Consider the following 24,241-nt stretch of genomic DNA (forward strand, 5'->3'; position numbering starts at 1 on the left):
CCAGCAGCCCTCGGTCGACCAGGTCACTGAGCAACCGTGACGTCGCCCGGGCATCGAGGTCGAGAGCGATCCGCACCATCCGGATCCACGCCGACACCCGCCTCCTCGGCGAGCCCCAGGGTTCGGACCGCCCTGGCCAGCGGCGGAGACCGATCGGTTTCGGGTGAGCCGCCAACGTCATCAGCTCGACAGGGCCCGCAACAGACTTAGGACTACCGTTCGTAGCGGGAGGACCGGGGCAGGGCGGGCAGGATCCCGGGAGGCATGAAAAAGCAGTCCCGGCTATCCGTCGTAGTCGACCGTCAGCTCGTCGGTCACCGGGCTGGCCTGGCAGGTCAGCACGTATCCGGCGGCCACCTCGTCCGGCTCCAGCGCGTAGTTGCGGGCCATCGCGACCTCACCCGAGGTCACCTTCGCCCGGCAGGTCGAGCACACCCCGCCCTTGCAGGCGTACGGCAGCTCGCCGCGCACCCGCAGGGCCGCGTCCAGCACCCGCTCGTGCCGGCCCATCGTGAACCGGGACGACCGCCCGTCCAGCACGATCGTCACCTCGGTGCCGGCCCCGGGCCGGTCGGCGTCGCGGCGCACCGGCTCGGGTGGGGCGTCGACGTGGAACAGTTCGGTGTGCACCGCCGTGTCCGGCACCCCGCGACCCGCCAGCACCGCCCTGGCGTCCACCACCATCCCGTACGGGCCGCAGAGGAACCACTCGGAGATCGCATCGCCCGGCACGACGGTGTCGAGCAGCCGGGTCAGCCGGTCGGCGTCGATCCGCCCGGACAGCAGCGCCGACTCACCCATCTCCCGGGACAGCACGTGCACCAGGTGCAGCCGGGTCGGATAGCGGTCCTTCAGGTCGGCCAGTTCCTCGGCGAACATCACCGAGTTGGCCGTGCGGTTGCCGTACACCAGGGTGAACGTGCTGTGCCGCTCGGTCGCCAGCGCGGTCGCGACCAGCCCGAGCACGGGGGTGATGCCGGAGCCGGCGACCACCGCGCCGTAGCGGCGGACCCGGTCCGGGGCGAACGCGGAGGTGAAGTGCCCCAGCGGCGGCAGCACCTCGACGGTGTCGCCGCGGCGCAGCGCCCCGCAGGCGTACGCGGAGAACGCCCCGCCCGGCACCTCGCGCACCCCGATCCGCAACCGGCCGTGCCGGGCCAGCTCGTCGGGGGTGGAGCAGATCGAGTACGACCGGCGCACCTCCGTGCCGTCGGTGTCGGCAGGACGGCGGACCGTGAGGTGCTGCCCGGCCGAGAACGCGAACGTCCCGCGCAGGTCCTCCGGTACGGCGAACGTGATCGACACCGAGTCGTCGGTGAGCCGGTCCACGGCGGCCACGGGCAGCGGGTGGAAGACCGGCCTGCGGCGCACCGGCCGGGTGATCGTGACAGTCACAGCGCCTTCAGGTGGTCGAAGGGTTCGGAACAGGACCGGCAGCGCCACAGCGCCTTGCACGCGGTGGAGCCGAAGCGGCTGAGCTGGCTGGTCTCCGGCGACCCGCAGCGTGGGCAGCGGACGGCCAGGGTCACCGGCACCGCCGTGCCGTCGCCGCGCGGGGCGGGCGGGGCGATGCCGGCGGCGGCGAGCTTGGCCCGCCCGGCGGCGGAGATCCAGTCGGTGCTCCAGGCCGGGGTGTAGACCGTGCGGACCTCGACGTCGGGGTGCCCGGCGGCGGTCAGCGCCCGCCGGATGTCGGCCCGGATCACGTCCATCGCCGGGCAGCCGGTGTAGGTGGGGGTGATCGTGACGACCACCCGGCCGGTGCCCGGTTCCTCGTCGACCGCCCGCAGGATGCCCAGCTCGTCGATGGTGATCACCCGGATCTCCGGGTCCACCACCGCCGCGACGGCCGTCCTGGGGTCGGTCACCGCTGCCGTCCCCGGCCCGACCCGCTCACCACCGGGCCCCGGGGTGGGCGCGGTGCAGCACCTGCATCTCGGCCAGCAGGAAGGACAGGTGCTCGGTGTGCACGCCGTCACGGCCGCCGCCCGGCGTCCAGCCGGTCTCCGGCCGGGTCAGGGTGGCCTCGGCCAGCACCGGGTGCACCACGGCGTCGAAGTCGGCCCGCAGGGTGGCCGGGTCGACCGGTGCCGCCGGGTCCGTCGTGAACAGCTCGTGGTGGTACGGCCAGAGCTGGTCCAGCGCGGCCTGGGCGCGGCGGTGCGACTCGTCGGTGCCGTCGCCGAGCCGCTTCACCCACAGCGCGGAGTGGTCCAGGTGGTAGGCGGACTCCTTGCGTGCCTTCGCGCCGATCGCGGCGAGCCGCTCGTCGGGGCAGCCGGCCAACGCGGTGTAGAGCGGCACCTGGTACGCCGCGAGCAGCAGCAGCTTCACCATGGTCACCGCGAAGTCGCCGTTGGGCAGCTCGACCAGTAGGCAGTTGCGGAACTCCCGGTCGTCGCGCAGGTACGCCAACGCGTCCTCGTCCCGGCCGGCGCCCTCCAGCTCCCCCGCGTACGACAGCAGCAGGCGGGCCGCGCCGAGCTGGTCGAGGGCGATGTTGGCCAGCGCGATGTCCTCTTCCATCTCGGGCGCGCGGGTGGCCCACTCGCCGAGCCGCTGGGCGGCCACCAGCGCGTCGTCGCCGAGGGCGAGGGTGAAGTCGAAGGGGCCGTTCACAGGTGGGCCACCCCGTCCGGCACCTCGTAGAAGGTGGGGTGGCGGTAGACCTTGTCGGCGGCCGGGTCGAAGAAGGCGTCCTTCTCGTCGGGGCTGGACGCGGTGATCGCGCCGGCCGGCACCACCCAGATGGAGACGCCCTCCTGCCGGCGGGTGTAGAGGTCCCGGGCGTTGCGCAGGGCCAGCTCGGCGTCGGGGGCGTGCAGGCTGCCGACGTGGGTGTGGGACAGCCCCCGCCGGGCCCGGACGAAGACCTCCCACAGCGGCGAGGTCGCCGGCACCCGGGGTGGTTCGTTCTGCTCGCTCACGCGGCCACCTTCTCCCGCTGGTCCGTGGCCCGGCTCCGCGCGGCCCGCTTCGCGGCGTACGCCGTGGCGGCCTCGCGGACCCAGGCGCCGTCGGCGTGGGCCCGTCGCCGGTGTTCCATCCGTTGCCGGTTGCAGGGGCCCTCACCGGAGATCACCCGCATCAGCTCGTCGTAGTCGGGCTGGGTGAAGTCGTACGCCTGCCGCTCGTCGTTCCAGCGCAGGTCGGGGTCGGGGATGGTGAGCCCGAGGATCTCCGCCTGCTGCACGCACATGTCGACGAAGCGTTGCCGCAGCTCGTCGTTGGAGAACCGCTTGATCTTCCAGGCCATCGACTGCGCGGAGTGGGTGGAGTCACCGTCGGGTGGGCCGAACATCGCCAGCGACGGGTACCACCAGCGGTCGAGCGCGTCCTGCGCCATCGCCCGCTGGACCGGGGTGCCGTGCGCCAGGGTGTGCAGGATCTCGAAGCCCTGCCGCTGGTGGAACGACTCCTCCTTGCAGACCCGGATCATCGCCCGCGCGTACGGCCCGTAGGAGCAGCGGCACAGCGGGACCTGGTTGACGATCGCCGCGCCGTCCACCAGCCACCCGATCGCGCCCACGTCGGCCCAGGTGAGGGTGGGGTAGTTGAAGATCGAGCTGTACTTCTGCCGACCGTCGAGCAGCAGCTCGACCAGTTCGTCGCGGCTGACGCCCAGGGTTTCGGCGGCGGCGTAGAGGTAGAGGCCGTGGCCGGCCTCGTCCTGCACCTTGGCCAGCAGGATGGCCTTGCGCTTGAGCGAGGGGGCCCGACTGATCCAGTTCCCCTCGGGCTGCATGCCGATGATCTCCGAGTGGGCGTGCTGGGCGATCTGCCGGACCAGCGTCCGACGGTAGGCGTCGGGCATCCAGTCGCGGGGTTCGATCTTCTGATCGGCGTCGATCACGTCGGCGAAGTACGCCGCCGGGTCCGCGCCGGGCATGGGATCGCCCTCCCGGGCGCGGGCCGCCGCCTCGCGCAGCGCCGCCTCGGCGGCCTCGACCTGACCGAGCAGGCCACCGCCGGGCGCGTCCTGCTCCGGGGCGAAGTCGTTGCCATACATTCGTCAAGTGTTACAGCTCGCCTCCAATGACACCAGAGGGTGTAACAGGATTTGAGTAGCGCCTTCCGTTACCAGGCGGATGCGCCCGGTCGACACCAGGACACCTGGTCGGCTATGACTTGGGTCACTGATCAAAGATGAATACCTACAAGGGGCGCAAACCGTGCCTTTATCTCGACTTACCGGCAGTTTGCCGTGCGTCGGATTCTGGCGAGTCGGCTGTCCGGACGTAGACTTCCCCGGTCACCACCGATCGGCTACCGACGATCGCCAGCGAGAAACAGGCCATTCCCCCGGCCTCGGCGGTCGAGCCGATACCCGCGGAAGCAGCCGGTCCCCCCGGCCCTGACATCTGGAGCTCACCCACGCATGCGATCTCGCGTGATCATGGTGTTCGCCGTTCTGGCGGTGCTGCTCGGCACCGGCCTGCTAGTGCCGACCGCCTACGCCAAGCTCGCCGGCGACGACCCGACCGGCGGCAGCGGCGGCGGCGCGGCCGAAAAGGTGCCCGCGCCCACGCCCACCGCGCCCCCGGCGCCCACCCTGGCCGGGACCACGGTCTCGGTGAACTTCAAGGGGGAGTTCTTCGCCTGGGCCCTGCAGGACCGCACGACCGGTCAGCTCTCCGGCTCGAAGAACATGACCTCGACCAGCTCGACCGAGTCGATGCTCAAGGTCTGGATCGTCTCCGACTACCTGCGCGAGCTCGGCGACCGGAAACCGCCGGCACCGATGTTGAAGAACGCGAGCCTGGCCATCCGGGACAGCAACGACGACGCCACCAACCGGATCTACGCGGCGGCCGGCGGCTCCTACCGGGCGCTGGATCGCGGCCAGCCCAGTGTCGTGCTCAAGCGGGCCATCCAGATCTGCGGCCTGACCGACACCAAGCGCGGCAACGTCCCCGGCTACGAGGGCTGGTGGAGCTTCACCCGGATGTCCCCCCGCGACGCCGTCCGGCTCGGTGACTGCATCGCCGACGGCAAGGCCGCCGGCCCCCACTGGACCAAGTGGGTGCTCAACGAGATGGCCCAGGTCCGGGGCAGCGTGAGCAAGCAGCTGGCCCGTGCCGGCGGCGGTCGGTGGGGCATCGTCGACGGTCTGCCCGACGAAATCATCAAGCAGGGCCCGGTCGCGATGAAGAACGGCTGGACCCCCCTCAGCTACGACGGCAACTGGCATGTCAGCTGCCTCGCCGTCACCGACAAGTGGAGCCTCGCCGTGATGATGCGCTACCCGGTCCGCCAGCAGTTGGCGTACGGTGCCAAGGTGTGCGCCAGCGTCGCCACCCAGCTGGTCACCCCGCAGCCCGGCGCCGCGCTCAAGGTGCCGCAGCCGCTCGGGAAGCTCTGATGCCGGGCAGCCGGCGGCCCCGCCGCTCCGCCCGACGGGACCACCAGCCGTTGAAGATCATCGCGGTCGCCGCGGTCCTCACCGGTCTCGTGCTCGTCTCGCTGCGGCTGCTCCCCGGCTCACCGATGGAGTCCACCGCCGCCTCGCGCTGGGGTGACCCGTCCACCGCGTCCCGGTCCACCGGGTCGGCCGTCGACCGCCACAGCCGGCCGAACCCGGCACCGTCGCCGACCCCGTCGCTCACACCGCTGCCCTTCGCGGACCGGGACATCGACCTCGAAATCAAGGGCTGGTACGCCTGGAGCGTGCTGGACCGCCGGACCGGCACGATCATCGGCTCGGACAACATGGCCGAGACCAGCACCACCGCCTCGCTGATCAAGTCGTGGATCGTCGCCGACTACCTGCGGCGGGCGGCCGAGAACGGGCAGACCCCGAGCGACGCCAAGCTCGCCGACGCCACCCGGATCATCCGGGACAGCGACAACACCCGGGCCGAGCAGTTCTACAACGGGGTCGGCCGGTCCGCCTCGATCAAGCGGCTGCTCTCGCTGTGCAAGCTCACCGACAGCAGCGTGGCCGCCGACGGTGGCTGGAGCCGGACCAACCTCTCCCCCCGCGACGCCGCCCGGCTCGGCAACTGCATCGCCGACGGTCGCGCCGCCGGCCCCACGTGGACCAAGTGGCTGCTCAACGAGATGAAGCTGGTCCGGGGCTCGGGTGACTTCGGCATCCGCAAGGCGTTCCCGGCGGCCGAGCAGAAGAAGATCGCCATCAAGAACGGCTGGATCGACCGGACCCGCGAGCAGGAGATGCACATCAACTGCCTGGCCATCGGCGACACCTGGACGATGGGCGTGATGGTCCGCTACCCGATCGACATGGGCTACGAGTACGGCATGAAGAACTGCCAGAAGATCACCGAAGCCCTGATCGGCCCCAGCACCTGACCCAAACCGGCCGGTCCGGAGCCGGGCCGGCAGGTCAGCCGGCGAAGAACTCCGGGCCGCCCTCGGGCAGGGCGGGCGCCTCGCCGGTCGCCGCCGCGCGGCGGGCGAACTCGCGCAGGCCGGCGACCTGCCGCCCACCCAGCGAGAAGTCGAGGGTACGGAAGTACGTGGCCAGGGTCGCCGCGTCGAACGGCTCCCAGCGGGCCGCCGCCTCGGCCACCTGGTCCAGCTCGGCCAGGCACAGGTCACGGGAGCGCAGGAACGCCTCGTGCACCTCCTTGACCAGGCCCGGATGCGCGGCGGCGAAGTCCCGGCGGACCGCCCAGACGGCGAACACCATCGGCAGCCCGGTCCACTCCCGCCACGCCTGACCCAGGTCGGTCACCGCCAGCCCCCGACCCGGCGCCTCGTAGAGGGCGCGCAGCGCCACGTCACCGATCAGCACCCCGGCGTCGGCCTCCAGCAGCATCTGGGTCAGGTCCGGCGGGCAGCGGAAGTACTCCGGGTGGACGCCGTACCGGTCGGCAAGCAGGAGCTGCGCCAGCAGCACCCCGGTCCGCGACGTCGAGCCGAGCGCGACCCGGCGGCCGTCCAGCTCGGCCAGCGGCCTGGTGGAGACCACGTTGACCGAGAGCACCGGCCCGTCGCTGCCCACCGCCAGATCCGGCAGGAGCAGCAGCTCGTCGGCGTGCCGCAGGTACTCCACCTGGGAGATCGGGCCGATGTCCAGGTCACCGGCGACCAACGCCGCGCTGAGCCGGTCCGGCGAGTCCTTGTGCAGGTCGACGTCGAGCAGCGCGCCGGAACGCATCAGCCCCCAGTAGATCGGCAGGCAGTTCAGGAACTGGATGTGCCCGACCCGGGGACGTGCCACGCGCTCAACCATGCCCCGACCGTATCCCCGCCGGCCCGTACCGGCTCACCGGGAGGCCCGGACAGTGGCCAAGCCCGCACCGCCTCCCACCGGACCGACCTGGTCCGATCACGGGCGGCCCCGCTGCTGCGGCCGTAATTCGGTTGCCGGGCCGGTCGGCGGTAGTAGGCTACTTTGTCCCGCCCGACGGCCGAGGTGTGTAGCACCGCAGCGGACGTCCCCGCGCCGACCACGGGTCGGAAACGCGAGCGGCAGCGTTCTTCCCGTGTCGAGGAGTACGAGGATGACCCTGCACGCCCCCGAACAGTCCCTGGACGACGAGCTCGCCGCCGAGCGGGCCCACCTGGCAACCTCCCGGCAGGCCCTGCGCCGGATGCGCGACCGCGCCGAGTCGCTCTTCGCCACCGGCGACAAGGTCGCCGGGGACGCGTACACCGCCGAGCAGCTCGGCCGGCACCTGGCCCGGCGGGTCGCCGAGCTGGCCGATGACCCGACCACCGCGCTCTTCTTCGGCCGCCTGGATTTCGGCCCCGCCGACCGGGAGCACGCCGGGCGGGGCTACCACGTCGGCCGGCGGCACGTCACCGACGACCGGGGCGAACCGCTGGTGCTGGACTGGCGGGCCCCGGTGTCCCGCTCGTTCTACCGGGCCAGCGCCCGGGACCCGCAGGGCGTCGCGGTACGACGACGGTTCGGGTTCAGCGCCGGGGCGCTGACCAGCTTCGAGGACGAGCACCTGGACCGGGGCGAGGAACTGGGCACGGCCAGCCGCATCCTCACCGCCGAGATCGAACGCCCCCGGGTCGGGCCGATGCGCGACATCGTCGCCACCATCCAGCCCGAGCAGGACGAACTGGTCCGGGCCGACCTGGCCGACTCGATCTGCGTCCAGGGCGCGCCGGGCACCGGCAAGACGGCGGTCGGGCTGCACCGCGCCGCGTACCTGCTTTATCTGCACCGGGAACGGCTGCGCCGGGCCGGGGTGCTGATCGTCGGCCCGAACCGGGCGTTCCTGTCGTACATCGCGGCGGTGCTGCCCGCCCTCGGCGAGGTCGAGGTGGCCCAGGCCACCGTGGAGGACCTGGTCGCCCGGGTGCCCGTCCGCGCGGTCGACGATCCGGCGGTCGCCGCGCTCAAGCACGACCCACGGATGGCCGGGGTGCTGCGTCGGGCGGCGGACCAGCGGATCACCGCCCCGACCGAGCCGATCATGGTGTCGGACGGGTCGTTCCGCTGGCGGATCGGCCTGGACCCGCTGCACCGGGTGGTCGAGGAGACCCGTCGGGAGGGCCTGCCGTACGACACCGGGCGGGAGCGGGTGCGGGCCCGGGTGGTCGGGTTGCTGCAACGGCAGGCCGAGGCCCGCCGGGCCGAGTCGCCGGGCGACGCCTGGCTGCGCCGGATGGGGAAGGCCCGCCCGGTCACCGCTTTCCTCGACGCGGCCTGGCCGGCGCTCACCCCGGAGGGGCTGGTGCACGCGGTGCTCGGTGACCCGGCCGTGCTCGCCGCCGCCGCCGATGGCCTGCTCACCCCCGACGAGCAGGCCCTGCTGCGCGGCGGGGCGACCCCCACCGACCCGACCGGCACCGGGTCGGTCAGGAGCCGGTCGGGTGCCGTCACGGTCGGCACGAGGCTCGGCCGCACGCCGAAGGCGACCCGGTGGACCGCCGCCGACACGGTGCTGATCGACGAGGCGGCCGGGCTGATCGAACGGCCCACCGGCTTCGGGCACGTCGTCGTCGACGAGGCGCAGGATCTCTCGCCGATGCAGTGCCGGGCCATCGCCCGGCGCAGCGAGCACGGTTCGATCACCCTGCTCGGCGACCTGGCCCAGGGCACCGCGCCGTGGGCGGCGACCGACTGGCGGGAGTCCCTGGCCCACCTGGGCAAGCCGGACGCGGTGGTGGTGCCGCTGAGCGTCGGGTTCCGGGTGCCGGCCGTGGTGGTCGCGTTCGCCAACCGGCTGCTGCCGGCGCTGGCGGTCGACGTACCGCCGGCGGTGTCGCTGCGCCGCGACGGCGCGCTCGACGTGCGTACCGTGACCGACCTGGCGGCGGCGACGGTGGCCGAGGTGCGCGCGGCGCTCGGGCACGACGGTTCGGTCGGGGTGATCGCCGCCGACGACGCGGTGGACGGGCTGCGGGCGGCGCTGGCGGACGCCGGGGTGCCGACCGCGACCGCCGACGACCCGACCGCCTCGGTGCGGGTCACCGTGGTCCCCGCGACCCTGGTCAAGGGCCTGGAGTACGACCAGGTGGTGGTGGTCGAGCCGGCGGCGATCGTGGCCGCCGAGCCACGGGGCCTGCACCGCCTCTATGTGGCGTTGACCCGTGCGGTGTCCCGGTTGTCGGTGCTGCACACCGCCCCGCTGCCCGACCCGCTGGCCGACCCGTCGGGTGATCCGACGCCGGCCTGAGCCCCGCTGTCCGGTGGCCGACCCGGACGGCCGCGCACTCGACTTTGTGTTTTAAAGTAGTTTGCATGACCCCCGAAGACGACGCCCCGATCGACGCCGCCGCGGCGATGCGGCTGATCCGCGAGCAACAGGCCAGCACCGTCCGCGGGCTGGAACCCGACCCCCGGGTGCACTACTGGCCGTGGGGGTTCGCCTGGCTGATCGGCTTCGGGGTCTACTTCCTGCGCTTCTCCCCCGACGGCCGCACCCTCGTACCGATGCCCGCCTGGCTACCGCTGACCCTGCTCTTCGTGCTGCTCGCCGCCGCCGCCGTGGTCTTCGGGGTGGGCAGCGCCCGCGCCTACCGGCACGTCGCCGGCGAGTCGGCCCGGCGCGGCAGGTGGTACGGCACCGCCTGGGGCCTCGGGTTCTTCGGCCTGTCCGTGGTGATCGGCCGGGTCACCGACAGCCTGCCGCCCGACCTCGCCGGGCTGCTCTGGTCGGCGCTGTCGGTCGGGCTCACCGGCGCCCTGCACATGGCCGGCGGCGCGATCTGGCTCGACCGCACCCTGTTCCGCCTCGGCGTCTGGCTCACCGCAGTCAACATCGTCGGCGTCATCGCCGGCCCCGGCTGGCACGCCCTGGTGGTGTCGGTGGCCGGCGGCGGCGGACTGCTGGTGGCCGGCGCGCTCGCCCGGCGGCGGCACGGATGAGCGAACTCGACCCGGTCATCCACGCCCAGGCCCGGCTGCGGGTGGTGGTCACCCTGGCCACCCTCGCCGACGGCGACCGGATCACCTTCCCCCGCCTCCAGGAACTGCTCGCGATGACCGCCGGCAACCTCTCCGTCCACCTGCGCAAGCTGGAGGACGCCGGCTACGTCGAGATCGACAAGACCCACCGCGGACGCACCCCGACCACCCTGGTCCGGCTCAGCCGGCGCGGACGGCGGGCGTTCGAGGAATACACCGAGAACATCCGCGCCCTGCTCGACCCCGCCGACCCCCGGGAGCCCCGATGATCCTCGCCCGAGCCGACCAGGCCACCCGCCGGTACGGCGACGTCCTCGCCCTCGACCGGGCCGACCTCACCGTCTCCGCCGGCGAACTCGTCGGCCTCCTCGGCCCGAACGGGGCCGGCAAGAGCACCCTGATCAACCTGCTGGTCGGGCTGCGCCGGCCCACCGCCGGCCGGGTCGAACTCTTCGGCGGCGACCCCCGCCAGCCGGCGTCGAGGCGGCAACTCGGGGTCACCCCGCAGGAAACCGGTCTGCCCGGCACCCTCCGCGTCGGCGAGGTGGTCGACTTCGTCTCCGCGCACTTCCCCGACCCGGTGCCCCGGGGCGAGTTGCTCGACCGGTTCGGCCTCACCGACCAGGTACGACGGCAGACCGGCGGGCTCTCCGGCGGCCAGCGGCGTCGGCTCGCCGTCGCGCTGGCGTTCGTCGGCCGGCCCCGGCTGGTCGTCCTCGACGAGCCGACCACCGGGCTGGACGTCGAGGCCCGGCACACCCTGTGGGAGGCCATCCGGTCGTTCCACGCCGACGGCGGGACGGTGCTGCTGAGCAGCCACTACCTCGAAGAGGTCGAGGCGTTGGCGCAGCGGGTCGTGGTGCTCGGGCAGGGCCGGGTGCTCGCCGACGACACCACCGCCGCGATCAGGGGCATCGTCGGCGTCCGCCGGGTCAGCCTCGTCGCCGACGACCTGCCGGCGCTGCCCGGCGTGGTCGCCACCGAACACACCGAGGGACGTACCCACCTGCTCACCACCGACGCCGACCAACTGGTCCGCGACCTCGTCACCGCCGGGGTGACGTTCCGCGAGCTGGAGGTCCGCCCCACCTCGCTGGAGGAGGCGTTCCTCGCCATCACCGCCGACCCGGCCACCGCCACCGGCACCGCCGTCGGTGCCCGACCCACCGCCTGAGGAGTCGACGCCGTGCCGCTCACCCTGGTCCACGCCCGCTACCAGCTCCTGGAAACCATCCGCATCCCCGTCGCCGTGGTCGGCAGCGCGTTCTTCCCCGCCGCCGCGATGCTCTTCTTCGTCGTCCCGTTCGCCGGGGACGACCCGACCGGTGCCACCTACGCCACCGCCGCGATGGTCACCTTCGCGGTGATGAGCGCCAACATCTTCCAGTACGGCGTCGGCGTCGCCGAGGACCGCGACCAGCCGTGGAACCCGTACACCCGGACCCTGCCGGCCGGGCCGGGACCCCGACTGGCCGGGCGGATCCTGGCCGGGCTGGTGCTGACGTACCTGTCGATGCTGCCCGTCGTGGTCATCGCGGCGGTCGCCACGGCCGCCCGGATCACCCCGGTCGGGCTGCTGCTCGGCGCGGCCACCGTGGCCGTGGTCTCGGTGCCGTTCACCCTGCTCGGGCTCGCCATCGGCTACTCGCTGCCGAGCAAGGCCGCGATCGTCGTCGCGCAGGTCATCTTCTTCCCGTTGGCCTTCGGCGGCGGCCTGCTCTCCGCGCCGGGCGACGCGCCCGGCTTCATCCAGGTGGTCGCCCCGTTCCTGCCCACCCGGGGCGCGGTCGAGCTGATGTGGGCGGCGGTCGGCGACTGGCAGCCGGACCCGCTCGCCCTGGCCATGCTCGGGGTCTGGATCGTGCTGCTCGCCACGGTCTCCGGCTGGGCATACCGGCGGGACGAGGGTCGCCGGTTCAGTTGACCTGTACGCCGGTTCGGCCCGGTGGCCGCCGCCCGGTGCCACGATGCCGGCAGGGCGTCCACCCGTACGCCCCGAGCCGAGAGGGGTCGACGTGCGCACCGTCGCCGCAGGCACGCCCTGCTGGACCGACCTGGCGACCCCCGACCTGGACGCCGCCCGGCGGTTCTACCCCGAGCTGTTCGGCTGGACCGGCCGGATCGCGCCGGAACCCCGGATGGCCGGGTACACCACCTTCCACAGGGACGGCCGGGCGGTGGCGGGCGCCGGCCCGCCGGCCGACCCGGGCCGGGAGCCGGTCTGGTCGACGTACGTGGCGACCGACGACGCCGACCTGGTCACCACCCGGGTCGGGGCAGCCGGCGGTCAGGTGCTGGTCGCCCCGTTCGACGTCCTCGACGCCGGCCGGATGGCGGTCTTCGCCGACCCGGCCGGCGCGGTGTTCAGCGTCTGGCAGCCGATGCGGACGCCCGGGGCGGAACTGCTCGACGCCCCCGGCGCGATGTGCTGGAACGAGCTGGTCAGCCCCGACCCGGAGGGCGCGAAGGTCTTCTACGAGCTGGTCTTCGGCTGGCACCCGGAGGAGCAGCCCGCCGGCGGGCCCGGCTACACCGGCTGGCGGTGCGGGGCACGGATCGTGGCCGGGATGCTACCCACCCCCGACCCGGCGCGGCCGGCGTACTGGTCGGTGTTCTTCGCGGTGGCCGACGTCGACGCGGCCGCCGCCCGCGCCACCACCCTCGGCGGCACCATCCTCACCCCGCCCCGGGACACCCTGCTGGGCCGCCGGAGCACCCTGCGCGACCCCGGAGGCGCCCGGTTCTCCCTGCTCCACCCCGCCACCGATCCCGCCTGACGACGGTGACGCCGCAGGTCAGTGCCGCGGCGGGCCGGGACGGCTGGGCACCACCAGCGGACCGTGGTCGCCGGGAACGACCCGGACCCGGGCCCGGTAGTGGCGGGACAGCAACTCCTCGGTGAGCACCTGGTCGGGCGGGCCCGCCGCGACGACCCGGCCGTCGGCGAGCAGCACCATCCGGTCGGCGTACTCGCCGGCGACGGAGAGGTCGTGCATGGTGGCGAGCACGGTGAGGCCGTGCGTGCGGCGGAGCTGGTCGACCAGCTCCAGCACCTCCTGCTGGTGGCCGATGTCCAGCGCGCTGGTCGGCTCGTCCAGCAGCAGCAGGGTGGCGCCCTGGGCGAGGGCACGGGCCAGGAACACCCGCTGCCGCTCCCCGCCGGAGAGGGTGGCCAGCTCCCGCCCGTGGAACCCGGTCAGGTCCAGCCGGTCGAGGACGTCGTGCACGGCGGCCAGGTCGGCCGCCGACTCCCGGCCCAGCGGCGCGATGTACGGGGTCCGCCCCAGCAGGACGTAGTCGAACACCGACATGCCCGCCGGCACCACCGGGGACTGCGCCACCGTCGCCACCACCCGGGCCCGCTCCCGGCGACGCAGCGCGCCGGACGGCGTACCGAAGAGGGAGACCGCGCCCGGGGCGGGCAGCAGGCCGCCGACGGCGCGCAGCAGGGTCGACTTGCCGGCGCCGTTCGGCCCGATCACGGTGACCCATTCGCCGCTGGCGACCGTCAGGTCGACGCCGGCCAGGATCACCGCCCCACCGAGCCGCACGTGCAGCCCCCGCACCTGCACCGCCGGCACGTTCATGGAAAAACCCGGCGGGCGGTGCGCAGGACCAGGACGAAGAACGGGCCGCCGAGCAGGGCGGTGACCACGCCGATCGGGATCTCGGCGGGAGCGGCGGCGGTCCGGGCGACCACGTCGGTCAGCGCCAGGAACGCCGCGCCGAAGAGCAGCGACAGCGGCAGGATGACCCGGTGGCTCGACCCGGCCAGCAGCCGCACGGTGTGCGGCACGATGATCCCGACGAAGCCGATCAGCCCCGAGGCGGAGACCGCGGCGGCGGTGCCCAGCGAGGCGGCGGCGATCAGCAGGTAGCGGGAACGTTGCGGGTGCAGGCCGAGGCTGCCCGCCTCGTCGTCGCCGACGGAGAGCACGTCGAGTTCCCGCCGGTGCAGCAGGACCACCACGGTGGTCAGCACGAAGTACGGCAGGATCAGCCGCACGTCACCCCAGCCGGCGGTGCCCAACCGGCCGAGCAGCCAGGAGTAGACCTGCTGGATGCTGTCGGAGTGCCGTTGCAGCAGGTACGTCTGCCCGGCGGCGAGGAACGCGGACACCGCGACCCCGGCCAGGATCAGGGTGGCCGGGGAGCGGTCCCGCCCGCCGGCCGCCCCGAGCAGGTACGTCAGGGCGACCGCACCGAGCGAGCCGACGAACGCGGCGAGCGGGATGGTGACCGGCATCCCGGTCAGCGCACCGCCCGCCCCGACGCCGCCCAGCGTGATCACCGCGGTCACCGCGAACCCCGCGCCGGCCGCCACCCCCAGCAGGTACGGGTCGGCCAGCGGGTTGCGGAACACGCCCTGGTAGCAGCCGCCGGCCAGGGCGAGCAGGCCGCCGACGAGCAGGCCGAGCACCACCCGGGGCAGCCGCAGCTCCGTGACGATGGCGATCTCGCGTTCGGTGAGCCCGCTGTCGAGGCGTACCCCCGGCAGCAGGTTGAGCAGTTCGGCGGCGACGCTGCCGGGCGGCAGGCTGACCGGGCCGAGGGACACCCCGGCGACCAGGGCCACCAGCACGGCGAGCACCCCGGCGGCGAGCCAGCGCTTGCGCAGGCCGGCCGGCCGGGGCGTACCGGTGACGCGGGCCGGCCGGGACGCGTCGCGCGTCCCGGCCGGTGCGGGTGTGGTGGACCGCACGGTCAGCGGACCGTCACGCGGGCACCTTGGCGGTGGCGTCGACGATCGACCGGAGCAGGTCGACCACGCGCGGCCCCCAGCGCGAGGCGATGTCGTCGTCGAGCGCGACGATCTGGTTGTTCTTGACGGCGGTGACGCCGGCCCAGCCGCTGCGGGCCTTGACCGTGTCGGCGCTCTGCTGGCAGCACTTGACGTCGGCCAGGAAGACGAAGTCGGGGTTCGCCTTGACGATGACCTCCTGGGAGAGCTGCGGGTATCCGCCGTTCTTGCCGTCGGCGTCGGAGGCGTCGGCGATGTTCTCCAGGCCGGCCAGCGCGTAGATCGAGCCGATGAAGGTCTTGCTGGTCGCGCTGTACAGCTCCGGCCCCAGCTCGTGGTAGTAGGTCAGCTTCGTCGACCGCTGCGGCAGGTCCTTGGTGAGCTTGCCGATCTCGTCCTTCATCCGGGCGGTGACGTCGGCCGCCTCCGTCGGGTGCCCGGTGAGCGTGCCCAGGTCGGTGAGCTGCCGGTAGGTGTCGTCGAGGGTGGTCGCCGCCGGAGTGAGCAGCACCGGGACCTTCAGCGCGGTGAGCTGGGCGATGATCTTGTTGGTGTCGTTGGCGAGGACCACCAGGTCGGGGTTCTTGCCGGCGATCGCCTCGGCGTTGGGCTGGAAGCCGGACAGCTCGCTCTTGGGCGCGTCGGCCGGGAAGTTCGACTGGTCGTCGACGGCCGTGACCTGCGGGCCTGCGCCGATGGCGAAGAGCATCTCGGTCGCGGTGGGCGACAACGAGACGATCTTCTCGGGCCGCTTTTCCAGGGTGAGGTTGCCCACCGTGGCCGGGAAGGCCGCCGCACCGGAGCTGCCGCCGGCGGCGGGGGTGTCGGAGGAGGTCTTCTCGGCGCACGCGCCGAGGGCGAGGGCGGCCACCGCGAGGGTGACGGCGAACAACCGGGGGGTACGTCGGGACATCTGGCCTCCTGTCGGTCGAGGAGCGTGGTGCTTCGCCGACAGGGCGCGCGGTGCGTGCCCGTCCGCGAGGCGCCCTTCCTCGAGAGCGCGTGTCGCGACCGACCGCAGGCGACCTGGCTCGTCCCCACACACGGCGACGCCGGCCACGTCGGGCCGGGCGTCGCGGCGGCTCCGGCGCAGGGCGGGGAGCCTCGGTGGGTCATCACAGTTGCGGGACAGCGCCGGTTTCGCACCGGCTTCGCTGCGGTCGATCGGGTGCCACGGTAGCGCACGACCAGCGAAGATCGTCCGGACGGGAGGGGTGGGTGGGGCCCCGTCGGGGGCTTACGGGACCCCACCCGGGAATCACGTCCGGTAACTCAGCAGTACGTGCTCTGCTTGTTGATCACCCGGTAGGGGCAGTCGGCGTACTCGGACAGGAGCAGCACCGCCTCCTTGTTGCGGGAGGTCTGGGCGGGGATCACCTCGTCGGGCGGGTAGAAGCCGCCGCCGGCCCCGGACGACCCGGGGTACATCTCGAAGGTGTACGCCCAGATCTTGTGGGTCGCCCACATCCAGTCGAGGCTGTCGCCGTCGGTGATGTAGAGGTCGCTGGACTGCTCGGGGGTGTAGCCGTTGGTGGCCGCCATCCGCTGCCCGAGGGTGGCGAAGGTGTTGTACTGGTCGGCGGTCATCCCGCTGGGGGTGTTCGCCGTGGTGTAGCCGAACGGCCAGAGCACCAGCTGCGAGTAGGTGTGCCAGTCGATGTTGGCCTTGATCTGCTGCACCCCGCCGACGACCCGGCTGTTGACGAAGTCCCGCAGCGCCTTGGTCTCCGGCGCGGAGAAGGCGGACGGCCCCCGGTAGGTGCTCGACGACGGCGTGCCGGACGAGCCGCCGCAGCAGCCCCAGTTGTAGCCCCAGTTGCGGTTCAGGTCGGTGCCGACCGCCGCCGCGCCGCTGTTGGGCTGCCGGTTCTTGCGCCAGGACCGGTAGGAGCCGGTGGCGATGTCGTACTCGCTGCCGTCCGGGTTGACCGTGGGGACGATCCAGATCTCCCGGGAGTTGACGATGTTGGTGATCCGCGAGTCGCTGCCGTAGCTGTCGGTGAACAGGTTGAGCAGGTAGATCGCCATCTCGACGGTCAGGTGCTCGCGGGCGTGCTGCTGGGCGTTGAACAGGATCTCCGGTTCGGCCTCGTCGGTGCCGACGTTGTCCGAGATCTTCACCGCCATCAGGTCGCGGCCCTCGTACGACTTGCCGATGCTGATCTTGCGGGCGATCGCCGGGTGGTCGGCGACCACCTGGTTGACCACTGTGGTCAGCTCGGCGTAGTCGTGGTAGTTCGAGTCGGCCGGCGGGAAGGCGTTGGCGCGGGCACCCTCGGCGGGGGCCGGTTCGACCTCCCGTTCCAGCCGGAAGCCGAGCCGGGTGATAGCGGCGGCCTCGGACCGGTTGGCCGAGACGTACAGCACGCCGTGCTCGGCGGAGTCGATGGCCGCGCCGGTGCGGGCGACCGCGTTGCGGTCGGCGAGGGTACGCGGACCGAGCACGCGGTAGCTGACGGCGGCGGGCTCGGGCTCCGGGGCCGGGCGGGCGGAGACCGGCCCAGTGGCGACGGCGGTGAGACCGAGGCCGGCGACGACGGCGAGCGCCAGGCGACGACGGAAGGGGGAGGTGCGGAAGGCCATGGACATCCTCCTCGGGGTACGGGGTATCCCGTTGTGCGCCCACTTCACCAGCAGTCACATGGTCATATCAATATCCGTGACTATCTCCCACCATCCCGACCGGATCGTCATACCGGCAATGGTTTTCTTGATGACACCATCTGGCGAAACTTCCTGCCAGGCGGGACAGTGAACGGCAACGATTCCCCACCCCGCGGAGTTGCCATGTCCAGCAGAGCCCTGCGCACGGTCGCCCTGGTCGGCATCGCCACCCTCACCCTGCTCGCCAGCACCGCACCCGTCCGGGCCGGCGGCCCGTCATCCACCGGGGCGCACCCGCCCGCCGGGGACCGTCCTCCCGCCGGGGACCGTCCTCCCGCCGGGGACCGTCCTCCCGCCGGGGACCGTCCTCCCGCCGGGGGGCACGACGAGCAGATCACCTTCCAGGAGTGGTCCCGGTACCCCGACTGGCGGGCCGGCACCCACCGGGGCACCCACGCCGCACCCGGCCACCGCGCCGGCCTCACCATGGGCCGACCCGCCGGCACCACCGAGTTCACCGACGAACACACCGGCACCACCCGCACCTGGGAATACTCCACCTGGACCTCACCGCCCACCCCGATCGGCTTCGACGCCACCGAACTCGTCGCCTCCTGGAACGCCGACACCCCCGCCGGCACCTGGCTCCAGGTCGAACTCCAGGGCACCTACTCCACCGGCGGCCACACCCCGTGGTACGTCATGGCCCGCTGGGCCTCCGGCGACCAGGACATCGCCCGGGCCACCCTGGACGGTCAGGGTGACCCCTGGTCCAGCGTGTGGACCGACACGTTCGCCATCGACGACGCCGACGCCGGAGTGCTGCTGCGGTCGTACCAGCTCCGGTTGACCCTCTACCGCGTGCCCGGCCAGGCCGCCGCACCCCGGGTCCGGATGCTCGGCGCGATGAGTTCACACGTGCCGGACCGGTTCACCGTCCCGCCCAGCCGGGGCCGCATCGCCTGGGGCATCGAACTGCCGGTGCCCGCCCGATCCCAGATGATCCACCGGGGCAGCTACCCCGAGTGGGGCGGCGGCGGCCAGGTCTGGTGCAGCCCGACGTCCACCACGATGGTGCTGGAGTACTACCGCAGGCTCCCGTCGGCGGCCGACCTGTCCTGGATCGAGCCCGGCCACCCCGACCCGCAGGTCGTCCACGCCGCCCGGATGACCTGGGACAACGAGTACGAGGGCGCGGGCAACTGGCCGTTCAACACCGCGTACGCGGCTAGTTTCCCCGGCATCGAGGCCCGGGTGACCCGGCTGCACTCCCTCGACGAGGCGGAACGCTTCATCCGCGCCGGCATCCCCGTGGTCACCTCGCAGTCCTTCCTCGACACCGAACTGGACGGGTCGAACTACGGCACCTCCGGGCACCTGTTCGTGATCGTCGGCTTCACCGCCGACGGTGACGTGATCGTCAACGACCCGGCGTCGGCGTCCAACGCCGAGGTACGCAACGTCTACCGACGCGACCAGTTCGAGCAGATCTGGCTACGGACCAAGCGGCACCGGGCCAACGGCACCGTGGCCGGCGGCTCGGGCGGCATCGCCTACCTGATCAAGCCGACCGACCGCCCCTGGCCGGTAGTCCCCGGCTCCACCAACTGGTGACCCCACCCAGCCCCACCCGCCCCGCCCAAGATCCACTCTCGGGAGTCGAAATAGCGGTATGACTCCGGCGGCGATACCGCCATTGGGCCGATCTGGAGTGGATCTTGGGCGGGCTGAGGCACCACCCGGTGGGGCGTCAGGTGCGCGGGTCGCCCTCGGCGGGGTGGTCGTCGCCGGCCAGGGCGGAGCGCAGCCGCTCCTTCTCCGCCCGGCGTCGCTCGGCGGCGGCGGCCACCTCCTCGGCCATCTGGTCCCGCCAGCCCCGGAGCAGGAAGAACGACGCAGCGGCCGAGAAGATCAACGCCACCATCAGCTTGAGGAACAGGTTCATCCCGACCGGCCACAGTGCCACCACGACCAGCAGGAACAGCCCGATCCGGGCCAACGTGTACTTGACCGCCGCGCTCACCAGACCGCCTCGACCCGTGCCTGCGGGGCTCGCACAACCCGCTCACTCCTCGCGCTCACCAGACCACCCCAGCTCGCGACTGCGGGGCTCGCACAACCCGCTCACTCCTCGCGCTCACGTCTTTCCCCACTCCCTGCTTCTGCGTCGGGGCTCCGACGCCGGTGGCTCAACCCGTGCGGCGGGCCAGCCAGTGCACGCCCTGGAACCAGAGCACCGCGTACCCGATAGTGAACGCGAGCGCGGCCAACCCGCCGGTGAACAGCGGCGCGAGCCCGGACGCCAGGCCCGCCACCAGCAGCCCGGCGAGCACCGCGACCACTGCGGCGGACAACGCCGCGACCACCCGGGCCGCGCCGAAGTCCCAGGCCCGGAAGTCGTCCCAGAACAGCCAGGCCGGCAGGATCACCGCGAGCCAGCCGCTGGTACGGCCGAAGTCACCCGCGCCGGCCACGGCGAACGCCCAGTCGAAGAGCACCAGCGCCAGCACGCCGATCACCCAGCCGGCGAGGCTCACCCCGAGCAGGTCGCCCAGGGTCAGGATGCGTCCCTCGGCGTCCCGGCGGGGAAACCCGCTGCGCTGCTGCGCGGTCGGCTGCTGTCCGGTCATGGTGTGACGAGCATACGGCCGGGTCAGGCCCAGACCTGCTGCGGCTCGGCACGCCGAGACGCCAGCGACGGCGCCCGGTCGTACTCGCGGACGACGTTGTAGCGGGTGTCCCGCTCCACCGGCTGGAAACCGGCGTCCCAGATCAGGTGCAGCAGGTCGTCGCGGTGCATGGTGTTCGGGGTGCCGTACGAGTCGGCGTCGTGAGTGATCTTGTATTCGACGACCGAGCCGTCCAGGTCGTCCACGCCGAAGTTGAGCGAGAGCTGGGCCACCGACAGGCCGTGCATCACCCAGAAGTTCTTCAGGTGCGGGACGTTGTCGAACAGCAGCCGGGAGACCGCGAACGTCTTGAGCGACTCGGCCGGCGACGCCATCGTGGTCCGCGCCTGGATCCGGTTACGGATCTTGCCGTCCGCCGAGTCGACGAAGTCGTGCTGGTAGCGCAGCGGGATGAAGACCGCGAACCCGCCGGTCTGGTCCTGCAACTCGCGCAGCCGCAGCACGTGGTCGACCCGGTGCCGGGGCTCCTCGATGTGGCCGTAGAGCATCGTCGCCGGGGTCTTCATGCCCTTGGCGTGGGCCAACGCGTGGATCCGCGACCAGTCCTCCCAGTGGCAGTTGTGGTCGACGATGTGCTGGCGGACCTCCCAGTCGAAGATCTCCGCGCCGCCGCCGGTCAACGACTCCAGGCCGGCGTCCATCAGCTCGTCGAGGATCTCGTCGGCGGACAGGCCGCTGATCTTCTCGAACCACTGCACCTCGGTCGCGGTGAAGCACTTGAGCTTGACGTTGGGCAGCGCCGCCTTCAGCTCGCGCAGCACCTTGGGGTAGTAGCGCCAGGGCAGGGTGGGGTGCAGGCCGTTGACGATGTGCAACTCGGTGAGCTGCTCGTCCTCCATCTCCTTGGCCTTGCGGACCGCCTCCTCGATACGCATCGTGTACGCGTCCTTCTCGCCCGGCTTGCGCTGGAAGGAGCAGTACGCACACGAGGCGGAACAGACGTTCGTCAGGTTGAGGTGCCGGTTGACGTTGAACATCACCCGTTCGCCGTTCAACTCCGTACGCCGGTGGTGGGCCAGCCGGCCCAGCCAGGTCAGGTCGTCGCTCTCGTAGAGGGCGATCCCGTCCGAGCGGGTCAGTCGCTCCCCCGCGTACACCTTCTCTTCGAGCTCACGCTTGAGTCCGGCGTCCATCGAAAAGCCACGTCCCTTCCACCTGCGGTCCGATCGAGCCTACGTCGGACGACCGACAGGTCGGCAGGACGGGCACCGCCAGCGACCTACCTCACCCGCACTCCCAGGGTTCTCCAAGCTGCCACCGCATCGACATCGTTGTCCCGGTGCGGTAAGACAGGATGGGACGCGGCGCACAGCGGCGGCGTTCCGGGTCGCCGCGCCCCACCTCACGCGGTGACACCATCACGCGGCACAGGGAGCGGAATGGTCGACAGCGGGCACAGGCGACGGCAGCGACGACGCGTTCCGGTGATCTCCCCGGTGCTGCGTCCGGCGCTCTGGTCGGCCCTGCTCGGCGCGGTCGCCGCGATGGCCCTGGCCACCCCGGTCTACGCCGACCCGGCACTACCCAACACCGTCCCGGACACCGGTTCCCGGCCGGTGGCGACCGGCGCGCTGCGACTGCCCGGCGCGGCGGCTCCCGGCTATCCGACCGCCGGCCAGCCCGGCAGCCCGACCGCGCTGCCGGTCGGCGGGCTCCCGACCAGCCCGCTGCTGTCCCAGATCGACACCCTGACCGCGCAGAACGGTCAGCTCGCCGACCAGCTCCTCCAGCTCGAAAAGCAGCGCGACGACGCCCGGGTGCAGCTCACCGGCGTACAGGGCGAGCTGACCCGGGCCCGGGGCGCGCTGACCGTGGCCGAGCAGCGGGCCAACGCCGTCGCCGCGGACGCCTTCAAGGCCGCCGCCGCCCTGCCGCCCGGCGAGTTCGCCCGCGACCTGCACGGGCTGAGCGTCCTGCAACGGGTCTCCCGGGGCGAGCAGGCCGACGGCGAGACCACGGCGGCGGCCGGTGAACTCTCCCGGGCCCGTACGGCCGAGCAGGTCGCCGCCCAGGCGGTCACCGCCGCCACCGACCGGGTCCGGCGGGCCGAGGACCAGTTCGCCGCGGTACAGAAGGCGCTGCGCGACAACGACGCCAAGATCGCCAAGCTGCGGGCGGACAACCAGGCCCAGCTCATCGCCCTGGAGAAGCAGCAGGAGGCCGCCGAGCAGAAGCTCGGGTCGGCGTACGTCGAGGGGCAGAGCAGCAGCGGCCTGAACGCCAGCCCGCAGGCGCTCGCCGCCGTGCGGTACGCGCTGGCGCAGCTCGGCGACCCGTACCTCTGGGCGGCCGAGGGCCCGGACCGGTTCGACTGCTCGGGTCTGATGTGGGCGGCCTACCGGTCGGCGGGCTACTACGACCTGCCCCGGGTCGCCCGCGACCAGTACTACGCCACCCGCGGCCGGACGGTCTCGCAGAGCGCCCTGCTCCCCGGCGACCTGCTCTTCTTCGCCTCGGGTAGCAGCTGGACGACCATCCACCACGTCGCGATGTACATCGGCAACGGGCGGATGGTGCAGGCGCCGCGCAGCGGGGACGTGGTCAAGATCTCCCAGGTGCGGTGGTCCGGCCTCTACGCCTCCACCCGCGTCGTCGGCGCGGTGAACAGCCCCGGGGCCCCGGTCACCCAGCCCCCGCCGCCGACCCCGAAGCCCACCACGGCGTCGCCGAAGCCCACCACCCCCACGCCGAAGCCCACCACGGCGTCGCCGAAGCCGACCACGCCCACGCCCCGGCCCACCGGAGGGTCGACCACCGCGCCGACGAAGCCGCCGGCCACCCCGAGGCCGTCGGTCACCTCCACACCGCCGGACCCCACGCCGACCAGGACCGCCGACCCGACGCCGAGCCTCACCGGTTCCGGCACCCCGAGCCCGCAGGACAGCGGCACCGTGGAGAGCAGCCGGTCGGCGTCCGCCCCGGCGTCGGCGGGCGCTTCGGCGAGCACCGGGAGCTGACCGGCCGCCACCGTCCCGTCGGCACTCCGGCTGTGCCGACGGGACGAGATGTGGCACGGTGACACGAGGCACATCCGGTCACCGTTCGCGGGACGCGGGTGCGAGGGTGCACGGAGGGCGATCATGGGCGAGCAAGAGGTTCCGGTGGGGCACGTCGACCGGGGACCGGTGCCCGACCCGGCCGGACCCACCGCTCACGCCGACGAGGCCGGGCGGGCCACCCCGGAACCCGGCGACGCCCCGCCCCGCCCCGACCGGGTCACCAGCACCCCGGTCCGGCCCGGCCCGCCCGTCGACGGCACGGCCCGCGCCACGGCTAGCGTACGTACCGTGACCGCCCCGCCCGAGGGCGAGGACCTGCCGGCGGCGTCGACGACCGCGACCACCTACCGGGCCGGTACCCCGGCCGCCGCCGACCCGGCCGTCCCGGCCTCCCGAACACCCGAGCCGGCCGGCTCCGCCGACGGCGGCCCTACCCCGGGCGGCCCGGTCACCGCCCCGACCTCCCGGGCGTCCGACCCGGACGACCCCACCGGCGGCGGCCCGCCCGGCCCGGCGACCGTTCCCGGGCAGCGCGACGGCTCGGACGGCGGCCCGGCACGGGCCAGCGTCTCCGTCCCCGGGCTCAGCCGGGTCTCCGCCGCCGAGGCGGAGGGCGCGGCGGCCGACGCGGGCACCCGGCCCGGGGACGCCGCCCCCGGGGTGTACCGGTCGACGCCGGTCAACCCGGAGCCACCAGAGCCCGCGCAGCCCCCGGAGCCGGTCCAGCCTCCCACCCCGCCGACGCCGGAACCGGAGCCCGCCCCCGAACCGTCGCCGGCCCCCACGCCCGGGCCGGCCCCGACGCCGGGCACTCCCGAGCCGCCGACCCCCAGCCCGTTCCCCGCACCGGTCCCGCCGCTGCCCGGTCCACCGC

Annotated in this window: 22 protein-coding genes and 2 pseudogenes; 11 read left to right on the forward strand and 13 right to left on the reverse strand. The window is 73.0% G+C overall.

Annotation, left to right across the window (positions count from 1 at the left end; genetic code table 11):
- Positions 1–282 precede the first annotated feature (282 nt).
- From paaE to paaA, 5 genes are read right to left on the reverse strand one after another with little or no spacing between them, the layout of a single operon-like run.
- Positions 283–1,395 (reverse strand): 1,2-phenylacetyl-CoA epoxidase subunit PaaE, encoded by a 1,113-nt coding sequence (gene paaE, locus H1A17_RS12740; RefSeq protein WP_145917458.1) that lies wholly within the window; start codon positions 1,393–1,395, stop codon positions 283–285.
- Positions 1,392–1,868, reverse strand: coding sequence for a 1,2-phenylacetyl-CoA epoxidase subunit PaaD (paaD, locus tag H1A17_RS12745; protein ID WP_194821940.1), 477 nt, complete (start codon positions 1,866–1,868; stop codon positions 1,392–1,394). Before paaD ends, paaE begins: the two co-directional genes overlap by 4 nt.
- A 25-nt stretch (positions 1,869–1,893) precedes the next feature.
- A complete protein-coding gene (paaC, locus tag H1A17_RS12750) occupies positions 1,894–2,619 on the reverse strand; it encodes a 1,2-phenylacetyl-CoA epoxidase subunit PaaC (RefSeq protein ID WP_145917456.1) in 726 nt (241 codons plus the stop codon).
- Entirely contained in the window at positions 2,616–2,927 is a 312-nt protein-coding gene (gene paaB / locus H1A17_RS12755) for a 1,2-phenylacetyl-CoA epoxidase subunit PaaB (protein WP_145917455.1), read from the reverse strand. Before paaB ends, paaC begins: the two co-directional genes overlap by 4 nt.
- Positions 2,924–4,009 (reverse strand): 1,2-phenylacetyl-CoA epoxidase subunit PaaA, encoded by a 1,086-nt coding sequence (gene paaA, locus H1A17_RS12760; RefSeq protein WP_194821941.1) that lies wholly within the window; start codon positions 4,007–4,009, stop codon positions 2,924–2,926. Before paaA ends, paaB begins: the two co-directional genes overlap by 4 nt.
- A gap of 369 nt (positions 4,010–4,378) precedes the next feature.
- On the opposite strand from paaA, the gene H1A17_RS12765 reads away from it, so the two are divergent.
- On the forward strand, positions 4,379–5,362 hold the full coding sequence (locus tag H1A17_RS12765) for a hypothetical protein (RefSeq protein ID WP_145917453.1): 984 nt from the start codon (positions 4,379–4,381) through the stop codon (positions 5,360–5,362).
- A complete protein-coding gene (locus H1A17_RS12770) occupies positions 5,362–6,312 on the forward strand; it encodes a serine hydrolase (RefSeq protein ID WP_145917452.1) in 951 nt (316 codons plus the stop codon). Before H1A17_RS12765 ends, H1A17_RS12770 begins: the two co-directional genes overlap by 1 nt.
- A gap of 34 nt (positions 6,313–6,346) precedes the next feature.
- Here H1A17_RS12770 and H1A17_RS12775 read toward each other — a convergent pair whose 3' ends face one another.
- Positions 6,347–7,198: a menaquinone biosynthetic enzyme MqnA/MqnD family protein gene (locus tag H1A17_RS12775; protein WP_145917451.1), complete on the reverse strand. Its 852-nt coding sequence runs from the start codon at positions 7,196–7,198 to the stop codon at positions 6,347–6,349.
- 271 nt (positions 7,199–7,469) lie between these two features.
- Here H1A17_RS12775 and H1A17_RS12780 point away from each other — a divergent pair, with 271 nt between their 5' ends.
- The 6 genes from H1A17_RS12780 to H1A17_RS12805 all read left to right on the forward strand — a co-directional run bounded on the left by H1A17_RS12780 (position 7,470) and on the right by H1A17_RS12805 (position 13,110).
- Positions 7,470–9,602, forward strand: coding sequence for an AAA family ATPase (locus tag H1A17_RS12780; RefSeq protein WP_145917450.1), 2,133 nt, complete (start codon positions 7,470–7,472; stop codon positions 9,600–9,602).
- A 65-nt stretch (positions 9,603–9,667) separates the two neighbouring features.
- The gene (locus H1A17_RS12785; protein WP_145917449.1) at positions 9,668–10,294 is read left to right on the forward strand and encodes a transporter; all 627 of its coding nucleotides are present in this window, start codon (positions 9,668–9,670) and stop codon (positions 10,292–10,294) included.
- The gene (locus tag H1A17_RS12790; RefSeq protein ID WP_088646174.1) at positions 10,291–10,602 is read left to right on the forward strand and encodes a transcriptional regulator; all 312 of its coding nucleotides are present in this window, start codon (positions 10,291–10,293) and stop codon (positions 10,600–10,602) included. Before H1A17_RS12785 ends, H1A17_RS12790 begins: the two co-directional genes overlap by 4 nt.
- Positions 10,599–11,507 carry an ABC transporter ATP-binding protein gene (locus H1A17_RS12795; RefSeq protein WP_194821942.1) on the forward strand — a complete coding sequence of 303 codons (909 nt, stop codon included), beginning with the start codon at positions 10,599–10,601 and terminating at the stop codon, positions 11,505–11,507. The genes H1A17_RS12790 and H1A17_RS12795 overlap by 4 nt, the downstream gene beginning before the upstream one ends.
- 12 nt (positions 11,508–11,519) lie before the next feature.
- Positions 11,520–12,257 (forward strand): ABC transporter permease, encoded by a 738-nt coding sequence (locus H1A17_RS12800; protein ID WP_145917447.1) that lies wholly within the window; start codon positions 11,520–11,522, stop codon positions 12,255–12,257.
- 91 nt (positions 12,258–12,348) lie between these two features.
- Complete coding sequence (locus H1A17_RS12805; protein ID WP_168222605.1) at positions 12,349–13,110, forward strand: VOC family protein; 762 nt, start codon at positions 12,349–12,351, stop codon at positions 13,108–13,110.
- Between the two features lie 18 nt (positions 13,111–13,128).
- Here the strand turns inward: H1A17_RS12805 and H1A17_RS12810 are convergent, their stop codons facing one another.
- The 4 genes and pseudogenes from H1A17_RS12810 to H1A17_RS12825 form a co-directional block, all read right to left on the reverse strand.
- Positions 13,129–13,920 carry an ABC transporter ATP-binding protein gene (locus H1A17_RS12810; RefSeq protein ID WP_145917445.1) on the reverse strand — a complete coding sequence of 264 codons (792 nt, stop codon included), beginning with the start codon at positions 13,918–13,920 and terminating at the stop codon, positions 13,129–13,131.
- Positions 13,917–14,951 carry an iron ABC transporter permease gene (locus H1A17_RS12815; RefSeq protein ID WP_194821944.1) on the reverse strand — a complete coding sequence of 345 codons (1,035 nt, stop codon included), beginning with the start codon at positions 14,949–14,951 and terminating at the stop codon, positions 13,917–13,919. Before H1A17_RS12815 ends, H1A17_RS12810 begins: the two co-directional genes overlap by 4 nt.
- Before the next feature lie 97 nt (positions 14,952–15,048).
- Entirely contained in the window at positions 15,049–15,987 is a 939-nt protein-coding gene (locus tag H1A17_RS12820; RefSeq protein WP_194821943.1) for an ABC transporter substrate-binding protein, read from the reverse strand.
- Positions 15,988–16,349: 362 nt separating this feature from the next.
- A pseudogene (locus tag H1A17_RS12825) lies at positions 16,350–17,657 on the reverse strand (M14 family metallopeptidase); the annotation flags it as partial.
- A 204-nt stretch (positions 17,658–17,861) separates the two neighbouring features.
- Between H1A17_RS12825 and H1A17_RS12830 the strand changes: the two are divergent.
- On the forward strand, positions 17,862–19,292 hold the full coding sequence (locus H1A17_RS12830) for a C39 family peptidase (protein WP_228543433.1): 1,431 nt from the start codon (positions 17,862–17,864) through the stop codon (positions 19,290–19,292).
- Positions 19,293–19,428: 136 nt separating this feature from the next.
- Here H1A17_RS12830 and H1A17_RS12835 read toward each other — a convergent pair whose 3' ends face one another.
- From H1A17_RS12835 to mqnE, 3 genes are all read right to left on the reverse strand, one after another.
- The gene (locus tag H1A17_RS12835; RefSeq protein ID WP_145917440.1) at positions 19,429–19,701 is read right to left on the reverse strand and encodes a DUF4229 domain-containing protein; all 273 of its coding nucleotides are present in this window, start codon (positions 19,699–19,701) and stop codon (positions 19,429–19,431) included.
- A gap of 166 nt (positions 19,702–19,867) precedes the next feature.
- Positions 19,868–20,308: a hypothetical protein gene (locus tag H1A17_RS12840; protein ID WP_145917439.1), complete on the reverse strand. Its 441-nt coding sequence runs from the start codon at positions 20,306–20,308 to the stop codon at positions 19,868–19,870.
- A gap of 23 nt (positions 20,309–20,331) precedes the next feature.
- The gene (mqnE, locus tag H1A17_RS12845) at positions 20,332–21,501 is read right to left on the reverse strand and encodes an aminofutalosine synthase MqnE (RefSeq protein ID WP_145917438.1); all 1,170 of its coding nucleotides are present in this window, start codon (positions 21,499–21,501) and stop codon (positions 20,332–20,334) included.
- Positions 21,502–21,747: 246 nt separating this feature from the next.
- Between mqnE and H1A17_RS12850 the strand changes: the two genes are divergently transcribed.
- Complete coding sequence (locus H1A17_RS12850; RefSeq protein ID WP_145917437.1) at positions 21,748–23,325, forward strand: C40 family peptidase; 1,578 nt, start codon at positions 21,748–21,750, stop codon at positions 23,323–23,325.
- Between the two features lie 123 nt (positions 23,326–23,448).
- Positions 23,449–24,241, forward strand: a pseudogene (locus H1A17_RS12855) (hypothetical protein); the annotation flags it as partial.

Source organism: Micromonospora sp. S-DT3-3-22, assembly GCF_015354745.1.
GTDB classification, from domain to species: domain Bacteria; phylum Actinomycetota; class Actinomycetes; order Mycobacteriales; family Micromonosporaceae; genus Micromonospora; species Micromonospora wenchangensis.

Coding starts and splice junctions, on each gene's coding strand:
- paaA (WP_194821941.1), bottom strand. CDS start 4,009: ATGTATGGCAACGACTTCGCCCCGGAGCAGGACGCGCCCGGCGGTGGC.
- H1A17_RS12765 (WP_145917453.1), top strand. CDS start 4,379: ATGCGATCTCGCGTGATCATGGTGTTCGCCGTTCTGGCGGTGCTGCTC.
- H1A17_RS12770 (WP_145917452.1), top strand. CDS start 5,362: ATGCCGGGCAGCCGGCGGCCCCGCCGCTCCGCCCGACGGGACCACCAG.
- H1A17_RS12775 (WP_145917451.1), bottom strand. CDS start 7,198: ATGGTTGAGCGCGTGGCACGTCCCCGGGTCGGGCACATCCAGTTCCTG.
- H1A17_RS12780 (WP_145917450.1), top strand. CDS start 7,470: ATGACCCTGCACGCCCCCGAACAGTCCCTGGACGACGAGCTCGCCGCC.
- H1A17_RS12785 (WP_145917449.1), top strand. CDS start 9,668: ATGACCCCCGAAGACGACGCCCCGATCGACGCCGCCGCGGCGATGCGG.
- H1A17_RS12790 (WP_088646174.1), top strand. CDS start 10,291: ATGAGCGAACTCGACCCGGTCATCCACGCCCAGGCCCGGCTGCGGGTG.
- H1A17_RS12795 (WP_194821942.1), top strand. CDS start 10,599: ATGATCCTCGCCCGAGCCGACCAGGCCACCCGCCGGTACGGCGACGTC.
- H1A17_RS12810 (WP_145917445.1), bottom strand. CDS start 13,920: ATGAACGTGCCGGCGGTGCAGGTGCGGGGGCTGCACGTGCGGCTCGGT.
- H1A17_RS12820 (WP_194821943.1), bottom strand. CDS start 15,987: ATGTCCCGACGTACCCCCCGGTTGTTCGCCGTCACCCTCGCGGTGGCC.
- H1A17_RS12830 (WP_228543433.1), top strand. CDS start 17,862: ATGTCCAGCAGAGCCCTGCGCACGGTCGCCCTGGTCGGCATCGCCACC.
- H1A17_RS12840 (WP_145917439.1), bottom strand. CDS start 20,308: ATGACCGGACAGCAGCCGACCGCGCAGCAGCGCAGCGGGTTTCCCCGC.
- mqnE (WP_145917438.1), bottom strand. CDS start 21,501: ATGGACGCCGGACTCAAGCGTGAGCTCGAAGAGAAGGTGTACGCGGGG.
- H1A17_RS12850 (WP_145917437.1), top strand. CDS start 21,748: ATGGTCGACAGCGGGCACAGGCGACGGCAGCGACGACGCGTTCCGGTG.